The sequence below is a fragment of the Loktanella sp. Alg231-35 genome, from assembly GCF_900143545.1.
In the GTDB taxonomy this organism is placed as follows: Bacteria; Pseudomonadota; Alphaproteobacteria; order Rhodobacterales; family Rhodobacteraceae; genus Yoonia.
On record NZ_FREV01000004.1, the window covers coordinates 489,957 to 512,325 of the forward strand.

Here is a 22,369-nt window from a genome sequence, read left to right on the forward strand (position 1 = left end):
GACTCAGATGGCACAAGTCTTGTGTTAACTCTCTAAAGGATTTCCAAGTCATGGCTTCTCTCCCATCCCATGCCCGCGTTGTGATTATTGGCGGCGGCGTGATCGGCTGCTCGGTGGCCTATCATCTGGCCAAACTGGGGTGGAAAGACGTGGTGCTGCTGGAGCGAAAACAGCTGACATCCGGCACAACCTGGCATGCCGCCGGTCTGATTGCGCAGCTGCGCGCAACTGCGAATATGACCAAGCTGGCGAAGTACTCTCAAGAACTCTATGGCAATCTTGAGACCGAAACCGGGGTTGCCACCGGGTTCAAGCGATGCGGGTCAATGACAGTGGCCCTGACCGAAGAACGCAAGGAAGAGATTTTCCGCCAAGCCGGTATGGCGCGCGCCTTTGGCGTTGAGGTGGAAGAGATTTCACCCAAAGAGGTCAAGAACCGCTATGAACACCTGAATATCGAAGGGGTAAAGGCAGGGGTCTATCTGCCGCTCGATGGTCAAGGCGATCCGGCCAACATCGCATTGGCCCTGGCCAAGGGCGCAAGGTTGAACGGTGCTGTTGTAGCAGAACGCACCAAAGTCACAGGCATCAACCGCGATGGTCGCCGGGTCAAATCTGTTGATTGGGCGACGGGCGACGATCAGGGCACCATGACCTGTGACATGATCGTGAACTGTGCGGGTATGTGGGGCCACGAAGTAGGGCGCATGGCCGGTGTCAACGTCCCGCTGCATGCCTGCGAGCATTTCTATATCGTGACCGAGGCCATTGCGGGCCTGACCCAGATGCCGGTTCTGCGTGTCCCCGACGAATGTGCCTACTACAAAGAAGATGCAGGAAAAATGCTGCTGGGGGCGTTTGAACCCAACGCCAAGCCCTGGGCGATGAAGGGCATCCCTGACGATTTCGAGTTTGACCAACTGCCCGAGGATTTCGACCACTTTGAGCCGATCCTTGAATCCGCCGTTGACCGTATGCCCATGCTGGCCGAGGCGGGTATCCACACGTTCTTTAACGGGCCAGAGAGCTTTACGCCCGATGATGCTTACCACCTTGGTCTGGCGCCAGAGATGGATAATGTCTGGGTCGCTGCCGGTTTCAATTCTATCGGCATCCAATCCGCCGGTGGCGCTGGCATGGCCCTGTCGCAATGGATGGATGCAGGCGAAAAACCGTTCGATCTGGGCGATGTGGATATCAGCCGGATGCAGCCATTTCAGGGCAACAAGACCTATCTGTTTGAACGGTCCAAGGAAACGCTGGGCCTGCTTTATGCTGACCACTTCCCCTTTCGCCAGAAGGCCACCGCACGCGGTATTCGGCGTACGCCCTTCCACCAGCATTTGTTGGATCAGGGCGCCGTGATGGGCGAAATCGCTGGCTGGGAACGTGCCAACTGGTTTGCCAATGACGGGCAGGCACCGGAGTATGAATACTCTTGGAAGCGTCAGAACTTCTTTGGCAATGTCGCCGCTGAGGTCAACGCGATCCGCACCAATGTCGGCATGTATGACATGTCCTCTTTTGGCAAGATAAGGGTCGAGGGTCGCGATGCGATGGCCTTTCTTAACTACGTGGGCGGCGGCGATTATGACGTGCCTGTAGGCAAGATCGTCTATACCCAGTTTCTAAACAGCAAAGGCGGGATCGAGGCGGATGTGACCGTCACCCGCATTTCAGAGCTGTGTTATCTGGTGGTCACCCCTGCGGCGACGCGTCTAGCCGATCAGGTCTGGATGCAGCGCCATGTCGGCGACTTCAACGTCGTCATCACCGATGTGACCGCAGGCGAAGGTGTCCTGGCCGTGATGGGCCCTAACAGCCGCAAACTGCTACAGGCCGTTTCACCCGCTGATTTCAGCAATGACGTGAACCCTTTCGGCACTGCGCAAGAGATCGAGATCGGCATGGGGATGGCCCGCGTCCACCGTGTGACTTACGTAGGTGAACTGGGTTGGGAGATTTACATCTCTGCCGACATGGCGGGCCATGTGTTCGAAACTTTGCATGAGGCAGGTCAGGACATGGGGCTCAAACTCTGCGGGATGCATATGATGGATGCCGCACGGATGGAAAAAGGGTTCCGCCACTTTGGTCATGATATCACGTCAGAAGATCATGTGCTGGAAGCGGGGCTTGGCTTTGCCGTCAAAACCGACAAGCCCGCGTTCATTGGCCGGGATGCGGTGCTGCGTAAACGCCAAGAGGGCCTTCAACGACGTCTGGTGCAGTTCAAACTGACCGACCCAGAGCCGCTGTTGTATCACAATGAACCGATTGTCCGGGACGGGCAGACGGTTGGCTATCTGTCATCCGGGGGTTATGGCCACCACGTTGGGGCCGCCATCGGCATGGGCTATGTGCCTTGCGAAGGCGAAAGCGTGGCAGACATGCTGGCCAGTGACTATGAGATCGACGTCATGGGCACGCGGGTGAAGGCTGAAGCGCAAACCAAACCATTTTATGACCCCAAAAGTGAGCGCGTGAAGGTCTAAGGCCCACGGTCCCAAAACATGCGGCCGGGTGGTCTGTGAGGCTAATGGTATGACTGCACCTCGTAAATATCGTTTTCACAAGGCAACACTGGGCGATCTCGTCTCGTTCAAAGGTGCTCCTGCTATTGCGACGGGCCTGTTGCAACCAAGTTAAAATGTCACTGGTTGTGCAAAGCAGGAATGTCACCAAAGAGTGGGACGGTAGCAAAGCCTGACAGGGCGGAGACCTCACATATCGCAACTCTGGCTGGCTTTGCGGCTTTTGTGGTAACGCTCGATCCATTCTTCAGCCTGGCTTTGAGAAATTCCGAGATTCCTGCTCAGCTTCAAGGCAAATGAACAGTCTGTCCTTGTTGGCCGTATCCTGCAGAGCACTGCTACATGCCGCATTCTTGCGTCTGGATAATCGTCAAAGAATGCGCCAAATTCGTGAAGCTCCATACCCCAGTGAACTCTAAGAGCCTTTCGGATGTACATCTCATCGTGGCCGTCATCTTCCAAACGCTTGCAGTATGAATGGCGGGTTTCCGTGTCAGTGGGATATAGAAATCTGTAGTTAGGCGATGTCATATAATTACCTTGATATCTGAAGCTTCCGGTTGCAATGCAGCTTTGTCAGCCTCGGCTTGGCGTTCCAGCCGTTTCTTCTCGTAGTATCCTTCCATCTTTGACGGAGCGCCGGGAGGACGACGCACAGTCTTTTTATACCCATTTTTTGCACTGACAGGTTTGACCCTTGGCTTTGGTGCAGCCTTGTCCTGTTCTTGCTTAATATGAGCCAGCACGGCACCAAGGCACTTGTTCTCGGTTATGGCTGCATGGGTGATCCGCCGTTCTGGGTTGAGGATTACAAGGGGAAAGCATCCCATGTCTGCTCTCGCTGCCTGTTATCGTTGGCGAGGAGAGTGACATGCCTGAATTACACATGGGTGACATTTTAGCTTTGCTGCTAAACGGGCCCAATCCGGACAATGCGCGTGCAATCGCTGTCTACAAGGAACTGGGTTTCGTACCTGCTGGGCCGCCGCAGAACACACAATGGGCCTTAATCTTGCCCATGATCACCAAGGCCTGAACAGTAGCGGCAGTAGCTTTCGCGCTACTGCCATTCCCGCATTTCAACCCTATTCATCCACCATCTCTGTCGGCCCCAATGCATTCAATCCTTTCAGGATATCAATCGCATATGCCAGCTGATAGTCATCCTCACGCAGTGCCGCTGCTGTCTCAGCTCGCGCGCGGTCTTCTTCGATCTGGCGGATTTCATCCTCGGTCAGGCTGTCGTTCTCCAGCGATCCACGCAGCCCTGCCTCTGAACGCTGGGTCCGCTCTTCGGTGTCAGCTTCTTCATCAACGCGCGCAATCGGCTGCTCTACGATAATATCGGGGGAAATACCAAGCGACTGGATCGACCGACCGGACGGCGTGTAGTACCGCGCTGTGGTCAAGCGCATCGCACCGCTGCCTTGCAGTGGAACAACCGTTTGTACAGAGCCTTTGCCAAAGGAATTTGTGCCCACGACGATGGCGCGGCGATGATCCTGCAAGGCGCCCGCCACAATCTCAGAGGCCGAGGCCGAACCGCCGTTGATCAGCACCACGATGGGTTTACCCATGGCCAGATCACCGGGTGTCGCGTTGAAGCGGTCACCGTCAGAGGCTTCGCGTCCACGGGTCGAGACAATCTCGCCTGCATCAAGGAAAGCATCCGAGACATAGACCGCCTGGCTCAGCAGGCCGCCGGGGTTGTTACGCAGGTCCAATACGATGCCGTCGATATTGTCGAGGCCGCCTGCGTCTTCGATCTGCTGATCCATCCCGTCGCGCAGGTTCGGGAACGTTTGTTCATTGAATGTGGTCACACGCAGCACCACCGCGTTGCCTTCGGTCCGCGTGCGCACAGCCGTCAGTTTGATGGTGTCGCGGATGATCGAGACGTCAAATGGTTCAACCTCGCCTTCGCGCACGATGGTGATGATGATCTCGGACCCGACAGGCCCGCGCATCATCTCAACCGCTTCGTTCAGGGTCAGGCCCAACACGCTTTCGCCATCCACGCCGGTGATAAAGTCACCGGCCAAAACGCCCGCTGCATCCGCAGGCGTGCCATCCATGGGCGAGACGACCTTGACCCAGCCCTCTTCCTGCGTGACCTCAATTCCCAGACCGCCGAATTCGCCTGACGTGCTGACACGCATCTTGGCGGCGGCATCCGGCGACAAATAGCTGGAATGCGGATCAAGCGATGTGAGCATGCCGTTGATTGCGGCCTCGATCAGGGCTGCATCATCGACTTCTTCCACATAACTTGCGCGGATCCGTTCAAAGATATCGCCAAAAAGATCAAGCTGTTCGTAGACGCTGCTATTCGAGGACGCTTCTTGCGCCAGCAGTGGACCCGCAACTTGCGTTGTCGCCACAAGCCCAAGTGCAGCGCCACCTGCGGCGGCCATAATCAACTTTTTCATCTTATTATCCTATCCTATTCCAACGCGAACCACGCGTCAGGATTTACCGGAGTTTGCCCTTCTCGCACTTCGAGATAAAGGGCCTGTGCGCCCTGACCACTCACTACATCCAGATTTTCGGTCAAAATCCCGTCATTGTACCCCGTCGGCGCGCCCAAAAGGCCCACGGGAGCGCCTGCTGGCAGCACCTGCCCGGCGGTGCCAAAAATTTCTGCAATGCCTGCCATTACAAATAAAACGTCAGCGGCAGGTTCCAGAATGACGACGTTGCCATAGTCCAAAAGCGGCCCTTGAAACAGAATCGTGGCAGGCACCGGCGTGGTGACAAGCGCCCGTGGGGCCGCGGCCAGACGGACACCTTTGCGCCCGCTGCCATCATCGGGCAACACGATCCCGTCAACCGGCAGTGCCAAATTGCCTTGTGCCGTGAGCACTGTGGTTTCATCGGGGCGCGCGGCTGCGACCCCATCGGCGAAGGTGCCAAGGGTCTCTGCGCTGGCCACGAGCAGCGCCGTTTGCACAGGATCATCCTCGAACCTTGCTGGTAGGTCAGTCCGTGCTGACACCGCCTGCCCCAGTGCTGCCCGCGCGGTTTGCGCGCCTTGCAGACCATCGGCCAGCGTTTGCGCAGCCTGTTGTTGGGCAACGCCCAAGCTGCGCGCCTCTTCCAGAAGCCCGGTCAGTTCGATCACTTCTGCCTTGATCGCGGGGGTCACATCGGCCACCAGCATTCCAGCTCGTGCATTGCTCAGCGGTCCTTGCGGGTGTGCTTGCTGTACGGGCTGCGGTGTATTGCTGATCGCCGAAAGCACGCCCAAAAGCTGGGCCAATTCCGCCTGCCGGCTGGTCAGATCATCGGCCAAGACCGCCGCGCGTAATGCGATGTCGCGTTGCCCTTCACGCATTGCAGCCAGCCCCGTCTCATAGGCCTGCACGGTCTGTGTCAGTGCAGCGATACGGTCACGGGCGCCTTCGGCTGCTTCCAATTGGTCACGCGCGCTTGCAAGTGCTGTCGCAGCATCCTGCGCGGATTGCTGGCCCAGTGCGGGACTGGCCAAACACAACAAGAGAACAGCACTGCGGATCATTTGACGATCAGACTCCGCCCGGTCATCTCAAGTGGCAGCTCCAACCCCATCAAATCAAGGACCGTCGGGGCCAGATCCGCCAACCGCCCGTCGCGCAATCGGGCGCCTTCGGGCCCGCCAACAAGCGCCACCGGCACCGGGTTTGTCGTATGCGCCGTATGTGGTCCACCGGTTGCAGGATCGATCATTGTTTCACAGTTGCCGTGGTCGGCGGTGACGATCATCGTGCCCCCAGCGGCCCTCAATGCCGACAGCACCTGCCCCAGCCCGGCATCCACCGCTTCGCAAGCGTTGATCGCCGCCCCTAGATCGCCGGTATGGCCCACCATGTCGGGGTTTGCATAGTTGGTAACGATCAGATCATAGCCATCTTCTATGGCTTTGACGAAAGCCGCCGTGACCTCACCCGAAGACATCTCTGGTTGCAAATCATAGGTCGCCACATTGGGCGATTTCGGCATATGGCGGTCCTCGCCCTTTTCCGGCGTTTCGATGCCGCCGTTCAGAAAGAACGTCACATGGGGGTATTTCTCGGTTTCGGCCAGGCGGAACTGGCGTAGATCATGTTTGGCGACCCAAGCGCCCAAGGTGTTTTGGATATCGCGCTTGGGAAAGACCGTGTCGAACCAGCCATCGTGGTTATCCGAATAGCTGACCATGCCGAGCAGGGCAGCAAGTTGCGGTTGGTTGCGATCAAATCCAGTAAAATCAGGATCAGCAATCGCCGCGAGGATTTCGCGGGCGCGATCAGAACGGAAGTTGAGACAGAAAAACCCGTCGCCCTCTGCAACACCTGCGTAGTCACCGATGCTTGTGGCAGGAATGAATTCATCCGTTTTGCCATTGTCATAGGCCGCCTGAATAGCCGCTGCCGGGTCAGCGGCGACGTCGCCCTGCCCGTTGATCATCGCGTCATAAGCCGTCTGGACCCGCTCCCAACGGTTATCGCGATCCATGGCAAAGTAACGGCCAATGACCGTGACGATCCGGGCGTTCTCTGGCAAGCCGTCTTGCAACTGCGCCATGAAACCCAGCGCCGAGGATGGCGCCACATCACGCCCGTCGGTAACTGCGTGAATGGCCACCGGCACACCCGCACCCGTGATCGCCTTGGCCGCTGCGATAATATGCGCCACATGCCCATGCACACCGCCATCGGACACAACGCCCATCAAATGCGCGGTGCCGCCGTTGTCTTTCATCTTGGCAATGAATGCGGTCAGCGCGTTCGCGTCAAAGAAGGAACCGTCTTCGATCGCCAGTTCAATCTGACCCAAATCCATCGCCACAACCCGGCCCGCGCCAATATTGGTATGACCCACCTCGGAATTGCCCATCTGGCCCGACGGCAAACCCGCATCATTGCCATGGGTCAAAAGCTGCGCGTGGGGGCCTTGCATGATGGCGTCGAAATTTGGGGTCTTGGCCTGTTTGGGGGCGTTGCCTTCAACAGCGTCACGCAGGCCCCAACCGTCAAGAATGCAAAGAACAACGGGTTTGGGTGCAGGCATCGGACGCTCCATCAAAGTTTAGCGGTGGTTTAGCCTATCCTTGCGCGGGTCGGAATAGCTAAGCGCGGTGATACGGCCCGCCGGCAAGAATAGACGCGGCGCGATAAAGCTGTTCGGCCAGCATCACGCGGACGAGCATATGAGGCCAGACCATCTTGCCAAAACTGAGACTGGCATCGGCGCGGGCGCGCAAGGCGGGATCGATCCCATCAGCCCCGCCAATGACAAAGCTCACATCCTGCCGCCCCTGATCGCGCCAAGTGCCGAGCAATCGGGCAAATTCAGGTGAGCTCATGACCTTACCACGTTCATCCATCGTGCAAATCAACGCACCATCAGGCACGGCACGTTCCAGCAACGCGCCCTCAGCGGTCATGCCACCGCCCTTCTTGTCTTCGACTTCGATCAATTGCGCAGGGCCAAGGGCCAGGGCCCGCCCGGTCCGGTCGAACCGGGTGAGGTAGTCGTCGTAAAGGTCGCGCTCGGGCCCTTTGCGCAAACGGCCCACAGCGCAAATCTGGACGCGCATCAGACGGCGGTCGCCGCTCCGGGCTGCCACATCTTTTCAAGCTGATAAAACTCGCGCACTTCCGGCCGGAAGATATGCACGATGATATCGCCTGTATCGATCAGCACCCAATCGCCGGTGTCCTTGCCTTCCGTCTTGGAGATGATCCCGAATTCCTGCTTGATCCGGTCGGCCAACTTTTCAGCCATTGCCGTCACCTGACGGGTCGAACGACCCGAAGCGATGACCATATAGTCACCGATCTCGGACTTACCACGCAGATCAATCTGCACGATATCTTCGCCTTTGTCGTCATCAAGAGATTTGAGGACAGCCGCCAGAAGACCGTCGCTGGTTACAGTTTGCGAAGCACTCATTGCCGATGCGCTCGCGTTGGCTGATGTATCAGCCGATGTAGAAAGAGACAGTTCATCGTCCTCCTTAATACACGTCGTGATGGCCCCGACGCCGGGCATATTCAAAAAGTAGCAACGCCCGACGTATTTTTCAACATGCTTACGGGCAGACGCCCATCTCGCTGATTTCAGCAGCACTTGCAACCGCAGACAGCGGGCCACCCCGGACAAGCGGCAAGAATGCACCGTTCTCCTCTAACCGCAATCCAACGCTGACCCGCGCATCGGGGGTCGGGCCATCGCCAATCAGGCACGGAGTAAGAGTAAGACCTATGGACCCACTGGCCGCGGCGTCATTCTCTACTTTCCACGCACGCGCAGTCGCTTGTAGTGCGCGCAGTGCCGGAAGATCGTCTTCGGCGATCCGAAAAACATCGCCTTTGCGTTCGAGACTGTAGCTACCCGATTGCGCTTCGCCGGTGTCAGATCGGGCCACAGCGAACGTCAATTGCGCCGTGTCCGGCAGCACATCGATGCCTGCTGGCAACGTCAAATCTAGTGCAAAGCCTGCCGGATCGGCGGTTGTTGGTGACAGCCCGTTCAGACGCAACACGGTGGATGGCACGATGCTTGCGCAAGCGGATAGGACAATGAAGGTGAGAAATGAAAGTCGCATAAGAATCTCCTTTGACAAGATATACTTATTGTTTTACGATAAATTATAGAAATGAAAAGGTGCAAAATGTCACAACTGACTCGCGTTTCGAAATGGGCCGCTGTTTTGCGCGGCATCACGATTGCCGCCATGGTGATCTTACCCCTGACTATCGTTGGCGGGTTGTTCAACACGCCATTAGTGCCAGAGGCTTTGAACGGCACGCTTGACGGTGCGCCGGTGTCACCGGACGCCACGCGCGGGCAGTTAATGACGGTTGTTGCCCTCAATCTGATCGCGCCGTTGATCCTGCTTTTGACGCTGAACGAGATGCGCAAGCTGTTTGGAGCCTATGTTGAGGGGCAGGTATTAACCGAAAACAGTGCGCGCGTGATTCTGCGGATTGGTCAGGGCTTTCTGGCTTTGGCGGTTGTTCCCTTTATCCTGCGCCCCATCCAGACCGTGCTGCTGACCCTCGCCAATCCACCGGGCGAGCGCAGCTTGGCCATTGGACTGGACAGCGACATGATCTTTTTCGCCCTTTCTGGCGGTTTGATCATGGTGATCGGTTGGGCGATGCGCGAGGCTTCTGACGTGGCCGCCGAAAACAAGTCATTCGTATGAACGATATGGAAATCATCGTCCGTTTGGACGTCATGTTGGCCCTGCGCAAAATGAGGTCGCGTGATTTGGCACAGGCCGTGGGCATCACAGAGCAAAACATCAGCCTGCTGAAATCAGGCAAGGTGAAAGGGGTCAGGTTCGAAACACTGGCCCGGATTTGCGCCGTGCTAGAGTGTCAGCCGGGGGATTTGCTAGAGGCCGTCACACCAGCCGAGGATGCAGATTTCACTGCCGTGGGTCGATAAACGCCTTCCCGTCAGGTTGCGCCAGCACCGTTGGCAGATCTGTCATCGCCTGTGACAATTGAACAATCCCGGACACATCGGTTTTCCAGGTGCCCGACACGAACCGTTCCTGAATTTCCATGAACGCCTGCGGGATGCGTGCCGGATCAACCTGTTTCATCCAGCGCGTCAACCAGAACCCTTCGATCTGCTTGCCGCGAAAGATCATCTGGCCCAGTTCCTTGAGCGCAGGCGGTTCCGTCGACAGCTTTCCATAGTTCACCCAGCGCGCATGGCTTGGCATGGCAAAGAACAGATCGGCGGTGAATTGATCACCCACCGCATCCAAAAGAACGCGCGGCTTGAGGGTTTTGAAGATCGCTTGGGCTGCACCCAACGGGTCCAACTCGCCCGTCACGATGACCTCTGCCGCGCCCAGTTCCTTTAAGGCCGCTGCCTGTTCGGGCCGCCGCACCACGGCAATGGGTTTCACGCCACGGTCGCGGCCTAGCGCAATCAGCAGCTTGCCCAGTTGCGACCCGGCGGCGTTCAGCACAAAGCTATCGGCGCCGCCGTCCTTGACCAAGTCAAACATCGCGATGGCCGTCAGCGGGTTGACCAATTGTCCCGCTGCATCAACTTCGGCCAAATCGGGGCGGCAGGGCACCAAAGTGCTGGCATCGGTCAGCGCGTATTCCGCCCATGCGCCAGAGGCTGTCGCAAAAAAGCTGACGCGCTGGCCTTTCAGCGGTGTGTCACCAGCGACTACCGTGCCCACACCTTCAAATCCGGCGGGTGTGCCCTTGATCCGCGGCTGGCCATATTCGCCTTTGATAAAGTGAATGTCAGATGGGTTCACCGCCGCCAGATCCACTTTGATCAATGCCTGCCCATCACCGGGCGTCGGCACCGCCACTTCGTCCTGCGCCAGAAATGGCGCGAGGTCGGTGATGTTTGGCCCGGTCTGCGTCCGGGAATAGCCATCGTGCAACTGGATCAGTGCCTTCATCTGAGATGGCAATGTCATCGCAAGCTCCTATAGATCAAAGGTCGCAAAAACCGGTGCATGATCGCTGGGTTTTTCCCAACCACGTGCGTCGCGCATCACACGGCTGGAGTGCGCGGCATTCTTGATATCGGGCGTGGCCCAAATGTGATCAAGACGGCGGCCCTTGTCAGCGGCGTCCCAATCCTTGGCGCGGTAAGACCACCAGCTATAGAGCTTGCCTTCGGTGATATCGTTCCGGGTCACGTCAGACCAACCGCCCGCGTCCATGACATCGGCAAAGTGTTCGACCTCAACGGGCGTGTGGCTGACGACCTTGAGCAGCTTTTTGTGGTCCCACACATCATCCTCGCGGGGGGCGATATTCAGATCACCAACAAGGATGGATTTTTCAGGTTTCGCCGCGTGATAGGCATCGCGCATATCGGTCAGGTAGTCGAGCTTGTTGCCAAACTTTTCGTTTACTTCCCGATCCGCCACGTCACCGCCAGCAGGCACATAGTGGTTGTGGATCGTCACCCCGTTTTCCAACTTGCCCGCGATATGGCGGGCATGGCCGAGCTGTGCGTAATCCTCTGCACCAGCCTCAACCATGGGCAGCTTGGAAAAGATCGCAACACCGTTGTAACCCTTCTGCCCACGCGCCACCATGTGGGTGTAGCCCAAGCCTTGAAACTGCTCCAACGGGATCTTGTCCACGGGGCTTTTGCATTCCTGCAGGCAAAGCACGTCAGGCGTTTCTTCACGCATCAGCCGCGCGACGATATCCTCGCGCAGACGGACAGAGTTGATGTTCCAAGTGGCAAGGGTAAAGGGCATGGGTTGGCTCTCCGGGCTGAGGTGCAGGTGTCATATGTGACGTTTGCGGAAGCAATGATCAACCGTCAGCGCAGAAAACCGGAATAATGCAGCAGGCCCCAGGGCATCAGCGCGGCTTCCAGTTTTTGCCAAAGGCGCAAGCCTTCCTGAGGGGTCTGTTTCGCCGCTGCGATAACATCATTGACCGTCGTTTTTCCATCAACGGCGGCAAGCAAGCCCGCGGCCTTGGGTGGGATCGTTACATCGATCTCTTCTGCGCCGACCCGCAGCTTGGGCAGGTTTTTGGCGGCAACAGCCTGCGCCATTTTCTGGACGTCAGCACCGTTCAGATGCGGAATGCGCGCCATCATGTTCAATTCGGCCGGTGGCGGATCGCCTTTCCGGCGGGCATAGCCCACATGGGTTTTGATGGTGCCGCGGAGCTTTTCTGCTGTCGCCATCTGTGTCAGCGCGTCCATGTCAGCGGGCACATCAGCAAACTGCGCTAAATCGTAGCGGCCCGGTTGTGCAAAACTAGCCAGCTTCCACCCGGTTGCCGTCAAAGCATCGGCCCATGCCCGCACTGTGAACGCCCGATCTTGCGAATGCACCAGCAGGTCATAGAAACCCGCTTCGGATTGTTTGTGGTCGCCAAGGTTGGGGTTGCGGTTCAGCGGATGCGCAGCAGGGAGCTTGGCAAAGGTCGCTTTGGCATGCTTGAGCTGCGATTTTGGCGGCAGATGCCCGTAAAGCCGGTTGAAGGCTGCCTGCAATGGATAGACCCCTGACCTGCCATAGGGTGCGTAAACCATGAACCCCAATCCACCGCCGGGGGTCAGTGCATTATGCAAGGCGGCTAGGCCGGCCTCGGGGTCAGGCAGATGGTGCAGGACCCCGCAACAGTCAATGTAGTCAAAGGGTCCAAAGGCCGCCGCATTCAAAAGCGAGCCGGTTTCGAACTGCACATTGGGCAGGCCGCGCATTTTGATCCGCGCTTCGGCAATCTTGCGCGAGGCAGAAGACAGATCGAGATAGGTGATCTGGTAAGGCTTGCCCGCCGCATGCAAAAGCTGCGCCAGTTGCACCAAACCATCGCCGGTACCACCGCCCGCGACCAGCACGCGCAAAGTTTGTGACCAGTCGCGCTGCCCGTTCCACAGGCAATGGTCCATTTCCACCGGCAATGAGGGCGAGCCTTTGATCAGCCGCTTGGCCTCATCCTTGGGATCACGGGCGGGATAGGGAAAGGCCTCATATTGGTCGCGCACATCATTCATGATGTTACACCAGCGTTGCCGCGGGGCGTATCCGGCCCGTAACCGTCCCACGCCAGTTTTTGACCGCTGGCTGCATCCGGGCGATGGCCGCAGGGTGCGCCGCATCCAGCACGCCAAGTTTCACAAGGATTGCTGCGATTGCGGCTTCGCTCGCGCGGGTGGCCCCGTCACGGATCTTGAGCGCCACGCCAAGGCGCATTTCAGGAATAATGGCGGCAAAGACACCCTCGGCCCCGGTTTTGATCGCAACCTTATGGTCCATCGCACGCATCAGATCAGTACAAGCACGGGTTTCGCCTGCCACCAGTTCGGGAAAGGTGGCCATGGCTTGGGTCAGCTTTACCGCCGCCTGACTGCGCCTGTCGGACCGGTCGCCGGCACTGGCAAAAAACGCCATGGCGCGGGCCAGACCATGCACGGTGCAGGCATGATTGGGGGCAGAGCAGCCGTCGATCCCAAACATCGGGCTGGTTTCCTCGGTCACCTCTTCAAAGGCAGCTTTGCAGGCCTGTTGCACAGGGTGGTCAATCAATTCGTAGTCTGGCCCAGCCCCAAGATGTTTGGTGAGGGTCAGAAATCCTGCGTGTTTGCCAGAGCAGTTATTGTGTATTTGACAGGGTTCTGCGTGGGCACGGATCAGCCCCTTGCGGGCGGGTTTGTCACTGGGCATTTGCGGCCCGCAGCGAAAGGCATCATCGGTCAGGCTGAGGTCCTCCAGCCAGGCCTTCACCCGGTCGGTATGAATGGCCGCACCCTGGTGTGAAGCACAGGCCAGCGCAAGCTGCTCATCGGTCAAATGTGCGCCAGCGCCACTTTCCAATAGCGGCAGCGCTTGCACCATTTTGCATGACGATCTTGGATAGATCACTTTGGCCGGGTCGCCCCATGCCTGCACAATCTGGCCTGTGTCGTCGCACACAACTGCGTGACCTTGATGCACACACTCAAGCAGGTCACCGCGCCAAACTTCGACCAGATCAACGGAATTTGCCATGTTTTTGCCTCTTGAACTGTGTATAGAGCCGCCAATAGCCTGAGGTTTTAAGGGGCTTTCCCCTGCTGGCGATTTTTTGCTAAGCTTCACGCTATCGAGTTGAACACAGTCTCGCCAGTCGAAAAGGTGCCGTCAGATGCATCACAGCTGGGTAGAGACATCCAGAGGCACGGACAGCGTTGGAGGCTGTAGGAGATGATTTTGAATTTTTCACGTATGGTGGGCGTGGCCGCAGCACTTTTTGTTGCGGGCAGTGCAAGCGCGCAGGAAGAAAGCGAAAACCGCGTTGCGGCGAATACCGATTGGAGCGTTTTTGTTGAAAGCGATCCGAACGAATGCTGGGCGGTCTCGGCACCTAAGGAAACACTGAACACACGTGACGGCACTGCTGTTGACGTGCGCCGGGGCGATATCCGCCTGATCGTGTTCTATCGCCCTTCCGAAGATGTGAACGGTCAGGTGATGTTCACCGGTGGCTATCCTTTCGCCGACGGATCCACCGTGAGCGTGCAGGTGGGCGACACCACGTTCCAGATGTTCACCCAAGGCGAAACAGCCTGGCCTGCAACGCCTGACGATGACGCAAAATTCGTGGCCGCGATGAAGCGTGGGGCCAATGCAGTGCTGACCGCACGCTCCGGTCGGGGCACACAGACGCAGGACACATTCAGCCTGCTTGGGTTTACCGCCGCTGTGGATGAAGCCGCCAATCGCTGCTCAGGCTAAAGGCCTTACTATACTTCCCTCGAAGGCGGCTTTCTTGTGAAAGCCGCCTTCTTTGCTTATATGCCGGGGCAATCCCAGATTGAGAGTTAACCCATGGACGCCAAGGCCCCGATCACCCAAGACGTGCTGACCATCCCGCGCAAGGCGCCCGAAGGGCCGCAGAACCTGATTGGTCTGTCACGTGATCAAATGCGCGACGCGCTGATTGCGGCTGGCACGTCCGAAAAACAGGCCAAGATGCGAGTGGGTCAGATCTGGCAATGGATTTACCACTGGGGCCTGCGCGATTTTGAACAGATGACCAATCTGTCCAAAGAATATCGCGCCATGCTGGCCGAGACCTTTGTCATTGAATTGCCCGAGGTTGTGACCCGCCAGATATCCGACGATGGCACCCGCAAATATCTGGTGCGCATCGCAGGCGGTCATGAGGTTGAGGTTGTCTATATCCCAGAGACGGATCGCGGCACGCTTTGCATTTCCTCGCAGGTGGGTTGCACGCTGACCTGTTCGTTCTGCCATACGGGCACACAGAAATTGGTGCGTAACCTGACCGCCGCTGAAATTGTTGGTCAGGTCATGGTGGCACGCGACGATCTGGAAGAATGGCCTGTCCCCGGAGCACCCAGAGTTGAGGCGCGCCTGCTCTCTAACATTGTGCTGATGGGCATGGGTGAGCCGCTTTATAACTTCGACAACGTCCGCGATGCGATGAAAATTGCGATGGACCCCGAGGGGATTTCCCTGTCGCGCCGTCGTATCACCCTGTCCACATCCGGCGTCGTGCCAGAGATTGCCCGCACAGCCGCCGAAATAGGCTGCCAGTTGGCGATTTCCTTCCATGCGACCACAGATGAAGTCCGTGACCGCCTGGTGCCAATCAACAAGCGTTGGCCCCTTGCCGATCTGCTGGATGCGCTGCGTGCCTATCCCAAAGTGTCAAACTCCGAGCGGATTACATTTGAATATGTGATGCTAGACGGCGTGAATGACAGTGATGCGGATGCCCGCCGTCTGATCAAGCTGATTGACGGCATTCCCGCCAAGATCAACCTGATCCCGTTCAACGAATGGCCCGGCGCGCCTTACAAACGCTCGTCGAACAACCGTATCCGTGCCTTTGCCGATATCATCTACAACGCGGGCTATGCCTCGCCCGTCCGCAAACCACGGGGTGAAGATATCATGGCAGCCTGTGGTCAGTTGAAATCTGCAACCGAGCGGGCACGCAAGTCAAAGGCGCAAATCGCGCAAGAGACCGGGCTTTAGCAAAACGTTGACCTTGGCTCTGCAAGGCTAAGGTACGGGGAAAATCTATAACGATTTAGATTGACCTCGCAAGTGAAGTTGGCGACTGTCTGGAAAAGCGACCTGCCACTCCCCCAAGGCTTTGTCGTTGGACGTTCTTTGCTGCATCGCCAACCACCTGCAGGACCGAAAAACCGCCCTTTCGCGTCAGATCAAGGGAGAGACTTTCAAAATGCCGCCGCGTAAGTCACCCGCTCCCGCAACGCCTCCGCCCGGCGCAAAGCCGACGCTGAAGACGATTGCACGGTTGAGCGGTCTGGCCGTCCCGACAGTGTCACGTGCGCTGAACGATGCCCCCGACATTGGCAGCGAAACCAAAAAACTGATCCGCAAGATTGCCAATGAAATCGGCTATGTTCCAAACCGCGCGGGCGTCCGTTTGCGCACCGGGCGCACCAATGTCATCAGCCTAGTGATGTCAACCGAACATGACCTGATGAGCCACACCGCCCGGCTAATCGCTTCGGTCGCGGGCGGGTTGCGCGATACGCCATATCACTTGGTCGTCACGCCGTTCTTTCCCGATCAAGACCCGATGGATCCAGTGCGCAACATTGTTGAAACGGGGTCGGCGGACGCCATCATCATGAACCAGATCAAGCCCGAGGATCCGCGCGTCGCTTATCTGATGAAGCGGGGCTTTCCGTTTGCCACCCACGGGCGCAGTGATTGGGCTGAAAGTCATGCGTATTACGACTACGACAACCTTGCTTTTGGTCGTGTTGCTGTCAAACAATTGGCCGCGCGAGGCCGCAAAGAGATTTTTGTCATCGCCCCGCCCTCCGGCCACGCCTATGCGCATCATATGATCGCGGGCATTCAGGCCAGTCGCAAGGAGCACGGCGTCAACGTCACCTTGGCCGAAGGTATCTCCAGCGACACGCCCATCGCCGAAGCGGTGCATATTCTGCGCGAAACCCTTGCGATCCGGCCTGACATTGATGCCATCGTTACCGCCTCTACATCTTCGGCCTTGGCTGCGGTTGCCGCCCTTGAACAGCATGGCGCGCAGGTAGGCCAGCAGATTGACATCTTCGCCAAAGAGGCGGTGCCGTTCCTGAATCTCTTCCGCGCTGACATCCTGACGATCTCTGAACAGGTCAACGCAGCGGGTGATTTTCTGGCCAAAGCGGCAATTCAGGCGATCCACAAACCAGATGAGCCGCCGATGCAGGGGCTGGAAGTTCCGTCAGACGAAACGTTGTAGGGCGGTGATGATATCGGCCACAGGTTGATCAATTGACGCAGTTGCAGTTGGGTGCTCCGGCACTTCAAGCGTAGCAAACTGGCTTTCTAGCAGTGACGTCGGCATATAGTGATCCGTGCGCCTGGCAACCCTCTCTGCGACGACGTTGCGCGGTGCATCCAAATACATGACCTTCAACTCAGGAATCGCCGCATGCAGATGGTCGCGATAGCTTTTGCGCAAAGCAGAGCAGGCAAAAACCGTGGGCGTATCGCGGCGTGACACGTCCACGGCTTGTGACAGCGCATCCAACCAAGGCCAGCGCATCTCGTCGGTCAGTGGTCGGCCCGCCGCCATATGTGCGACATTGCTTTGCGGATGATAATCGTCCCCATCCAAAAAGACCCCACCTAGCGCATCCGCCAGTCCCGCACCAACCGTTGACTTTCCGCAGCCCGACACGCCCATCACCATGATCGCTGCATGCATCTTAACGTCCGGGGATCACGCCACGTTTTTCGCCTTTGCCTTCCCAGCTATCGAGGGCGATAATCGCCTCTTCTGCGGTGTCAACAAAGCGGAACAGCTTCAGATCATCTGCCGAGATCGTGCCAGCGTCTGACAGCGCGTCCCAGTTGATGATCTTCTCCCAGAACGCCCGCCCAAACAGCAGGAACGGCACTTGCTCCATCCGTCCAGTTTGGATCAGCGTCAGCGCCTCAAACATTTCGTCCAATGTCCCAAAGCCACCGGGAAAAACGCAGACTGCTGAGGCCCGCATCAGGAAATGCATCTTGCGGATCGCGAAATAGTGGAAATTAAAGCATAGCTCTGGCGTGACATAGGGGTTGGGGGCCTGCTCGTGCGGCAGCACGATGTTCAAGCCAATCGACCGCCCACCTGCGTCAAGCGCGCCGCGGTTGCCTGCCTCCATCACACCCGGCCCGCCACCGGTAACGATCACATCGTCGGTGCCGCCCGTTTTCAACGACCTTTCCGTCATCATCTGCGAGAACTTGCGCGCCTCTTCATAGTAGGCTGACAAATCTGCTAGCGTCTGTGTGCGGGCGGTGTCTTTCTTGGCAGGTTCGGGAATGCGCGCCCCGCCAAAAAGCACAATGGTGGAATTTACATCCGCCTCGTTCATCAGCATTTCGGGTTTGAGCAACTCCAGCTGCAACCGTACCGGCCTTAGCTCCTCGCGGCACATGAAATCCTCATCTGCAAAAGCCAATGCATAGGATGGTGCGCGTGTTTGTGGTGTATCGGGGATATGGCTGGCGGCTTCGCGGTCCTGATGGCTGTCGCGGAACGGGTGGTGACGGTTGTCTTTCATCGTATCTTTATCCTGCCTAATGTGACCTGCAGAGTTGCCCGGTCCTGCCCAAGATGCAACGCAAATACCAGTGATTGATTGATTGTGCCCACACCGCTAGAAGCCATGGAAAATAGCTTACCGGAGAATCCAGATGTCCAATGCCGCCCTAGAGACCGCCATCGAAGCTGCGTGGGACGCCCGCGATACCATCACGACGTCAACGCAAGGCGAAACCCGCGAGGCCATCGAGGATACGCTGAATGCGCTGGACAGTGGCACGCTGCGCGTGGCGCAAAAGCTGGACGATGGTAGCTGGCACGTGAACCAATGGGCAAAGAAAGCGGTTCTTTTGTCCTTCCGCCTAAACGATATGGAGCCGATCTCTGGCGGCAATGGCGGGTCAAGCTGGTGGGACAAGGTACCATCCAAGTTTGACGGCTGGGGCGAAAACCAGTGGCGCGATGCCGGGTTCCGCGCTGTGCCCGGCTCTATCGTGCGTCGCTCTGCCTATATCGCCAAGGATGTGGTTCTGATGCCATCGTTTGTGAACCTTGGCGCTTATGTCGATGAAGGTTCGATGGTCGATGGTTGGGCGACCGTGGGGTCATGCGCCCAGATCGGCAAGAACGTCCATTTGTCCGGCGGTGTTGGCATCGGCGGCGTGCTGGAGCCGATGCAGGCGGGTCCGACCATCATCGAAGATAACTGCTTTATCGGTGCCCGCTCCGAAGTTGTTGAAGGCTGCATTGTTCGCGAAGGATCGGTTCTTGGCATGGGCGTGTTCATCGGCCAGTCCACCAAGATCGTGGACCGCGAAACCGGCGAGGTTATGTATGGCGAAGTGCCCCCATATTCCGTCGTCGTCGCCGGGTCTATGCCGACAAAGAACGACATCAATCTCTATTGTGCGGTGATCGTAAAGCGCGTGGATGAACGGACACGCTCAAAGACCGGCATCAACGAACTGCTCAGAGACTAAATTGATCATCAGCCGCATACTCGCACGCAAGCGCATCGCAGCAGGCATCCGTCCGTCGTTCAAGGAAGCATGGCTGCCTGTTGCGGGCGATGTCCTGATTATCGGTGTGTTGTTGGCGGCCCTGTGGCAGCCGGCGTTGACCTTTATCTATGTCATGCAGTTTTCGCTGTTCGTGACCATTCTGATCCTGATGGTGTTGATCTATGCGCCTTTGCAGATTGTCATCATCGTCTCGACCATTTGGGCAGTCCGGTCGCGCTGGGAAGAGAAAGAAAGCAAATGACCAAGAAAGAAAGCCGCCAGCAGGTCTATACCCTTCTTGTTGAGGTTGGGCGGCATACCGGCGATGGCCTGCCGGAAGCGGCAACCGGTGCGGCATTGATGTGCTTTGCCAGCGGTGTTGATGAGGCCGAGGCGGTGCGCGAAACCGTGGCGATCCTCAAACAGGCGGACCTTGCACCGTTGGACGTGTCCGGCTACGGCACATTGGAAGAACGCTTGGCCGAAGGGCACGACATCTCGGATGATGAAAAGGCGCTGATGGCGCGCGCGCTGGAAGAGAACAGCGTGATCGTCGCGCAAATGACCCCGTTTTTCGACAAGGCAGAGTAGCGCCTTCTGCGTTGCCCAAGCGCAACACCTTAAAGAAATACCACTAGCGACTTAGAAGTGCCACGATCTGGGTGTTGTTAACCCAAAGTTAACCAGTTCGCGAAAGATGCGGCACGCCCATGACACTTCGAACATTTACGGGATATCTGAACTCAGATCTTTTCGGCGGCCAGAACCCTGTCCCCAATGGGACGTTTGATACATCAACCGCCCAGATTCAAGTTTTAATCGAAGATGGTGCCGGAGATTTTGTCGTCGAAGGTGACAGCTCTGGCGGAAGTACCAACACCGAGAGCTCAGAAGATGCCGAAGGCGATCAGTTTGTCTTTCTCCAGGACGGCAGTGGCACGGTCCTAGCGGACGGAGAGTTGTTCTACCTCGAAACGTCGTTCGAATTCACAATCGCGGGCCAGACATTCACCGGATACCATTTCGAGGACGAAAACGGCCTCGATTTCACGATTTTGCCGCCGGATGTACCGGATGGCATCGCCACCATCGATTCCCGCGATTTCTCGCCTTCCCCTGATGAGGTGGACTACGCCGCACTTAGTTCTGACGATGAGGATTTCGACGACGACGATTTCACGGCGCTCGATTTTAGCGGTGACGATGAGATCTTTGCGGGCGATGGCGACGACGTCGTTAACGCTGGCGACGGCAATGACTTTGTCGAAGGTGGGATCGGTAGCGATGTCGTCAATGGCGGCGATGGCAACGATGTTATCTATGGTGACACGAACCTTGCCACCAATGGCGGCCTTGATTCCGATCAGGCCGATGGCACCTGGAGCCCTGGCACCGTCGATGGTTGGTTCAACAGCGGTTCGAGCGGGCTGATTGAGCGTTGGGGCGACAATTTCTTCGGCACCAGCCCCGACGACAATTCGACATTCGTGGAGCTTGACGCCAATTCCAGCGGTGGCCTTGACCATCTGCAGACCAACCTGGAGCTGGACACCGGCATTGAGTATATCATCACGATTGATCATGCCGCACGGCCGGGCACAGCCGCCAATGATGATTTTGAGATCACTCACAACGGCGTTGTCATTGCGACGGTTTCGCCAACGTCTGTTGGCAGCTTCACCACAACCACGGTCACAATAAACGGCCTTGCTGGCACCGACACAATTGGTTTTCGCGAATTGGCGGGCCAGAACGATAGCATCGGTATCCTGCTCGATAACTTCACGGTATCGTTGTCACCTGCCGGTGCGGCGGCCTCGGGTGACGTGTTTAACGACATAATTGATGGCGGCGATGGCGACGACATCATTTATGGTCAAGAAGGCAATGACATTATCACTGGCGGCACTGGTGATGATGTCATGTCGGGCGGTATCGGGGACGATGTCTTTGTTCTGGCCGACGGCAGCGGCAGTGACATTGCAACCGATTTTGAGATCGGTAGCGATCTCTTGGATGTCACCGGCCTGACCGACGCCGATGGCAACCCAGTCAACGTAGGAGATGTAACGGTCACGCCCGACGGCGAAGGCGGTTCGATCCTGACCTTCCCCAACGGTGAACAAATCATCCTGCGCGATATCGACCCCAGCGATCTGGACACCAATGCCGAATTGAACGACGTCGGTATTCCCTGTTTCGTCTCGGGCACCTTGATTGAGACGCAGCAAGGACCAATGCCGGTAGAGGCGTTGACAGCGGGTACGATGGTCAAGGTTGCCTGCGGAGGTTTTGCGTCTCTGCGGTTGAACCTCAGCCGGTTCGTGTCATCGGCGGAGCTACGGCGGAAACCAGAACTACTACCGATAAAGATATCAGCAGGTGCGTTGGGTGCGGAACTGCCTGTGCGCGACCTGTGGGTCTCACGTCAGCACCGTATGCTTGTAAACTCGCCCATCGCCCAGCGCATGTTCGACACGCGCGAGGCGTTGATTGCAGCTGTGCGTCTGGTCGATCTGGCAGGTATCGCCGTTGACGATGTGCGCTGCGGGTTGTCCTATCACCATTTGGTCTTTGACACCCATCAGATCGTCTATGCCGAAGGCGCCCCGTCCGAGAGTTTTCTGACTGGCCCCGAAGGTCTGCGCGCCCTCAGCGATGACGCACGTGCCGAGATATATGAGATTTTTCCGCGATTATCTGAGGGGTCGGCCAAGATGGCCCCCGCCCGCATAATCCCCTCTAATCGTCGCCAGAACGCGCTAGTCGCGCGACATCAGAAGAACGCCAAGCCGATGTTGGAGTTTGCCTGAAAGGCACCCCACAT

24 protein-coding genes are annotated in these 22,369 nt (G+C 57.5%); 11 read left to right on the top strand and 13 right to left on the bottom strand.

The window, feature by feature from the left end; translation table 11 throughout:
* Positions 1-50: 50 nt before the first annotated feature.
* Entirely contained in the window at positions 51-2,495 is a 2,445-nt protein-coding gene (locus DHN10_RS12330) for a GcvT family protein (protein ID WP_108815605.1), read from the top strand.
* Between the two features lie 566 nt (positions 2,496-3,061).
* Here the strand turns inward: DHN10_RS12330 and DHN10_RS20185 are convergent.
* On the bottom strand, positions 3,062-3,364 hold the full coding sequence (locus DHN10_RS20185) for a hypothetical protein (protein ID WP_108815607.1): 303 nt from the start codon (positions 3,362-3,364) through the stop codon (positions 3,062-3,064).
* A gap of 41 nt (positions 3,365-3,405) precedes the next feature.
* Here DHN10_RS20185 and DHN10_RS12345 point away from each other — a divergent pair, with 41 nt between their 5' ends.
* Positions 3,406-3,570, top strand: coding sequence for a hypothetical protein (locus DHN10_RS12345; protein WP_199910670.1), 165 nt, complete (start codon positions 3,406-3,408; stop codon positions 3,568-3,570).
* A gap of 49 nt (positions 3,571-3,619) precedes the next feature.
* On the opposite strand, the gene DHN10_RS12350 is transcribed toward DHN10_RS12345, so the two are convergent.
* Genes DHN10_RS12350 through DHN10_RS12375 form a run of 6 tightly spaced genes read right to left on the bottom strand, consistent with a single transcriptional unit; the run spans position 3,620 to position 9,102 of the window.
* Entirely contained in the window at positions 3,620-4,963 is a 1,344-nt protein-coding gene (locus DHN10_RS12350; protein ID WP_108815608.1) for a S41 family peptidase, read from the bottom strand.
* 14 nt (positions 4,964-4,977) lie between these two features.
* Positions 4,978-6,051: a murein hydrolase activator EnvC family protein gene (locus DHN10_RS12355; protein WP_108815609.1), complete on the bottom strand. Its 1,074-nt coding sequence runs from the start codon at positions 6,049-6,051 to the stop codon at positions 4,978-4,980.
* Positions 6,048-7,562, bottom strand: a complete 1,515-nt coding sequence (gene gpmI / locus DHN10_RS12360; protein WP_108815725.1) for a 2,3-bisphosphoglycerate-independent phosphoglycerate mutase — start codon at positions 7,560-7,562, stop codon at positions 6,048-6,050. Before gpmI ends, DHN10_RS12355 begins: the two co-directional genes overlap by 4 nt.
* A gap of 58 nt (positions 7,563-7,620) precedes the next feature.
* Positions 7,621-8,091 (bottom strand): 23S rRNA (pseudouridine(1915)-N(3))-methyltransferase RlmH, encoded by a 471-nt coding sequence (gene rlmH / locus DHN10_RS12365; protein WP_108815610.1) that lies wholly within the window; start codon positions 8,089-8,091, stop codon positions 7,621-7,623.
* Positions 8,091-8,546, bottom strand: coding sequence for a ribosome silencing factor (rsfS, locus tag DHN10_RS12370; protein WP_108815611.1), 456 nt, complete (start codon positions 8,544-8,546; stop codon positions 8,091-8,093). Before rsfS ends, rlmH begins: the two co-directional genes overlap by 1 nt.
* Before the next feature lie 40 nt (positions 8,547-8,586).
* Complete coding sequence (locus tag DHN10_RS12375; protein ID WP_108815612.1) at positions 8,587-9,102, bottom strand: hypothetical protein; 516 nt, start codon at positions 9,100-9,102, stop codon at positions 8,587-8,589.
* 66 nt (positions 9,103-9,168) lie between these two features.
* On the opposite strand from DHN10_RS12375, the gene DHN10_RS12380 reads away from it, so the two are divergent.
* Both DHN10_RS12380 and DHN10_RS12385 read left to right on the top strand, forming a co-directional pair.
* The gene (locus tag DHN10_RS12380; protein WP_108815613.1) at positions 9,169-9,705 is read left to right on the top strand and encodes a DUF2975 domain-containing protein; all 537 of its coding nucleotides are present in this window, start codon (positions 9,169-9,171) and stop codon (positions 9,703-9,705) included.
* Positions 9,702-9,950: a helix-turn-helix domain-containing protein gene (locus DHN10_RS12385; RefSeq protein ID WP_441338182.1), complete on the top strand. Its 249-nt coding sequence runs from the start codon at positions 9,702-9,704 to the stop codon at positions 9,948-9,950. The genes DHN10_RS12380 and DHN10_RS12385 overlap by 4 nt, the downstream gene beginning before the upstream one ends.
* Here the strand turns inward: DHN10_RS12385 and DHN10_RS12390 are convergent.
* The 4 genes from DHN10_RS12390 to DHN10_RS12405 form a co-directional block, all read right to left on the bottom strand.
* Positions 9,931-10,956: a zinc-binding dehydrogenase gene (locus DHN10_RS12390; protein ID WP_108815614.1), complete on the bottom strand. Its 1,026-nt coding sequence runs from the start codon at positions 10,954-10,956 to the stop codon at positions 9,931-9,933. The two genes, DHN10_RS12385 and DHN10_RS12390, sit on opposite strands and share 20 nt — an antisense overlap.
* A gap of 9 nt (positions 10,957-10,965) precedes the next feature.
* A complete protein-coding gene (xth, locus tag DHN10_RS12395; protein ID WP_108815615.1) occupies positions 10,966-11,754 on the bottom strand; it encodes an exodeoxyribonuclease III in 789 nt (262 codons plus the stop codon).
* A gap of 65 nt (positions 11,755-11,819) precedes the next feature.
* Positions 11,820-13,010 carry a class I SAM-dependent methyltransferase gene (locus DHN10_RS12400; RefSeq protein WP_108815616.1) on the bottom strand — a complete coding sequence of 397 codons (1,191 nt, stop codon included), beginning with the start codon at positions 13,008-13,010 and terminating at the stop codon, positions 11,820-11,822.
* A gap of 4 nt (positions 13,011-13,014) precedes the next feature.
* Positions 13,015-14,004: an asparaginase gene (locus DHN10_RS12405; RefSeq protein WP_108815617.1), complete on the bottom strand. Its 990-nt coding sequence runs from the start codon at positions 14,002-14,004 to the stop codon at positions 13,015-13,017.
* A gap of 195 nt (positions 14,005-14,199) precedes the next feature.
* Here DHN10_RS12405 and DHN10_RS12410 point away from each other — a divergent pair, with 195 nt between their 5' ends.
* The 3 genes from DHN10_RS12410 (at position 14,200) to DHN10_RS12420 (ending at position 17,245) form a co-directional block, all read left to right on the top strand.
* Positions 14,200-14,730 (top strand): invasion associated locus B family protein, encoded by a 531-nt coding sequence (locus DHN10_RS12410; RefSeq protein WP_199910671.1) that lies wholly within the window; start codon positions 14,200-14,202, stop codon positions 14,728-14,730.
* A gap of 93 nt (positions 14,731-14,823) precedes the next feature.
* Positions 14,824-15,999, top strand: a complete 1,176-nt coding sequence (gene rlmN, locus DHN10_RS12415; RefSeq protein ID WP_108815618.1) for a 23S rRNA (adenine(2503)-C(2))-methyltransferase RlmN — start codon at positions 14,824-14,826, stop codon at positions 15,997-15,999.
* Positions 16,000-16,210: 211 nt separating this feature from the next.
* The gene (locus DHN10_RS12420; protein ID WP_108815728.1) at positions 16,211-17,245 is read left to right on the top strand and encodes a LacI family transcriptional regulator; all 1,035 of its coding nucleotides are present in this window, start codon (positions 16,211-16,213) and stop codon (positions 17,243-17,245) included.
* On the opposite strand, the gene DHN10_RS12425 is transcribed toward DHN10_RS12420, so the two are convergent.
* Both DHN10_RS12425 and DHN10_RS12430 read right to left on the bottom strand, forming a co-directional pair.
* Positions 17,228-17,713: a gluconokinase gene (locus DHN10_RS12425; protein WP_108815619.1), complete on the bottom strand. Its 486-nt coding sequence runs from the start codon at positions 17,711-17,713 to the stop codon at positions 17,228-17,230. The two genes, DHN10_RS12420 and DHN10_RS12425, sit on opposite strands and share 18 nt — an antisense overlap.
* A gap of 1 nt (position 17,714) precedes the next feature.
* Positions 17,715-18,560, bottom strand: a complete 846-nt coding sequence (locus tag DHN10_RS12430) for a TIGR00730 family Rossman fold protein (RefSeq protein ID WP_108815620.1) — start codon at positions 18,558-18,560, stop codon at positions 17,715-17,717.
* Positions 18,561-18,693: 133 nt separating this feature from the next.
* Between DHN10_RS12430 and dapD the strand changes: the two genes are divergently transcribed.
* The 4 genes from dapD (at position 18,694) to DHN10_RS12450 (ending at position 22,355) form a co-directional block, all read left to right on the top strand.
* The gene (dapD, locus tag DHN10_RS12435) at positions 18,694-19,521 is read left to right on the top strand and encodes a 2,3,4,5-tetrahydropyridine-2,6-dicarboxylate N-succinyltransferase (protein WP_108815621.1); all 828 of its coding nucleotides are present in this window, start codon (positions 18,694-18,696) and stop codon (positions 19,519-19,521) included.
* A 1-nt stretch (position 19,522) separates the two neighbouring features.
* Entirely contained in the window at positions 19,523-19,804 is a 282-nt protein-coding gene (locus tag DHN10_RS12440) for a hypothetical protein (protein ID WP_108815622.1), read from the top strand.
* The gene (locus tag DHN10_RS12445; protein ID WP_108815623.1) at positions 19,801-20,133 is read left to right on the top strand and encodes a hypothetical protein; all 333 of its coding nucleotides are present in this window, start codon (positions 19,801-19,803) and stop codon (positions 20,131-20,133) included. Before DHN10_RS12440 ends, DHN10_RS12445 begins: the two co-directional genes overlap by 4 nt.
* Positions 20,134-20,252: 119 nt before the next feature.
* Positions 20,253-22,355: a Hint domain-containing protein gene (locus DHN10_RS12450; RefSeq protein ID WP_108815624.1), complete on the top strand. Its 2,103-nt coding sequence runs from the start codon at positions 20,253-20,255 to the stop codon at positions 22,353-22,355.
* The last annotated feature ends 14 nt before the right edge of the window (positions 22,356-22,369 follow it).